This is a genomic window from Flammeovirga sp. OC4 (assembly GCF_000812565.1).
Classification (GTDB): domain Bacteria; phylum Bacteroidota; class Bacteroidia; order Cytophagales; family Flammeovirgaceae; genus Flammeovirga.
Genome location: NZ_JTAM01000158.1, coordinates 1 through 1,705, shown reverse-complemented (window position 1 = coordinate 1,705; position 1,705 = coordinate 1). Strand labels below are relative to the sequence as shown.

Annotated in this window: 1 protein-coding gene; it reads left to right on the top strand. The window is 34.4% G+C overall.

The features are described 5' to 3' along the window. The coding region (locus PL77_RS29700; RefSeq protein ID WP_216595960.1) for an IS1182 family transposase at positions 1 to 1,632 on the top strand (1,632 nt) is incomplete at its 5' end. Positions 1,633 to 1,705: the final 73 nt, after the last annotated feature.

Below are 1,705 nucleotides of genomic sequence, written 5' to 3'. Positions count from 1 at the left end.
TTTTTTGTATCTTGTGATATGGCCAAGAAAACTTTCAAACCGTATTCACAACACCAAACAACTTTATTCCCGATGGATTTGGGAAGTATGATTCCTGAAGGACATCCCGCTCGGGTCTTAAGTACTGTTATTGATACTATTGATTTAAGCGTTCTCTTTAATGATTACTCATCTAAAGGAGCTAGTAGCTTTGATCCTAGGATGATGTTGAAAATAGTCATTTATGCCTATTTAAATAATATTTATTCTACCCGTAAAATAGAAAATAATTTATCGGAAAATATTCCTATGATGTGGCTATCAGGGATGCAAAAACCTGATCATAATACTATAAGTCGCTTTAGAAGTGGTAAACTGAAAGGTCATATAAAAACGATATTTTTTAAAATAGTTCGTTTTTTAATGGATCAGGAGCAGCTGGACCTTAGCGTTGTTTATACAGATGGAACCAAGATTGAAAGTAGTGCCAATAAATATACTTTTGTCTGGGCGAAAACCATACAAAAATCAAAAGCCCGTATAGAAAAGAACTTGGAAGAACTATGGGCTTATGCAGAAAAAATGGCGACTGATGAGCTGAAAGATCGAAAGCCATCCTCATTTAAACCTGTATCAACGGAACAAGTCAATAAAATTACTTCTGATATTTCAAATGCGTTGAAAGACAAGCCAGTTAAGAAAGAAATAAAGCAAAAGCTCAACTACGTCAAGAAAAAACAAGCACCTAAAGTCGATCAGTATAATAAAGATGAAGAGATCTTAGCAGGTAGAAATAGTTATTCTAAAACCGATGAAGAAGCCACTTTTATGCGGATGAAAGATGATCATATGAGGAATGGTCAATTAAAACCAGCATACAATGTACAAGCATCAACACAGAATGGATATGTAGCAAATTACACATTACATCAAACAGCCGGAGACAGTACTACTTTTATCGACCACTATCTGCAGATGCAAACCTTTTTAGGTACTTTACCCTCTATTGCAGTTGCTGACTCAGGGTATGGATCAGAAGAAAATAATCAGTTCCTTGAGGATCAGGATATAGAAAATGTAGTGAAGTTTGCAGGTTTTCATAAAGAGCAAAAAACGAAAAAACCAGATAATAGTGATCTTACGGTTAACAGTCTTCATTACAATGAGGATGAAAACTATTTAGTATGTCCAATGGGACAACATATGCAATATCAGGGTATAGAAACACAGAAAACAACGACTGGATATTTACAAAAAGTGCATGTTTTTGAAGCTGTAAACTGTCATAGTTGTCCATTACATAGCAGGTGTTTTAAGTCAAAATACAAATACAAAAACAGGCGGGTCTCTATTAATTTAAATGCTAAAAGACTGAGGGATAAAGCACGAAAAAATCTTTTAAGTAAGGATGGGGAAATGTTAAGAAAACGACGATGTGCAGAGGTGGAACAAATGTTCGGCCAACTTAAAGGAAATAAAGGGTTCAAAAGGTTCTTATTAAAAGGTCGAGACAAGATCGAAGTTGAACTTGGACTGGTATTCCTATCGATGAATATCATGAAGTATGCTAGAAAACTTCAAAAACAGCTTCATGAGAACTTTTCCTTTAATTTTATCGCCTTAAAACTTCAAATAGGAGTTTTAAGGCGATAAAATGTGCAATTATTAGAAAAAACTGAAATATAGAAAAAGAGGCTGATTCATAAACTAGTTATGAGACAGCCTC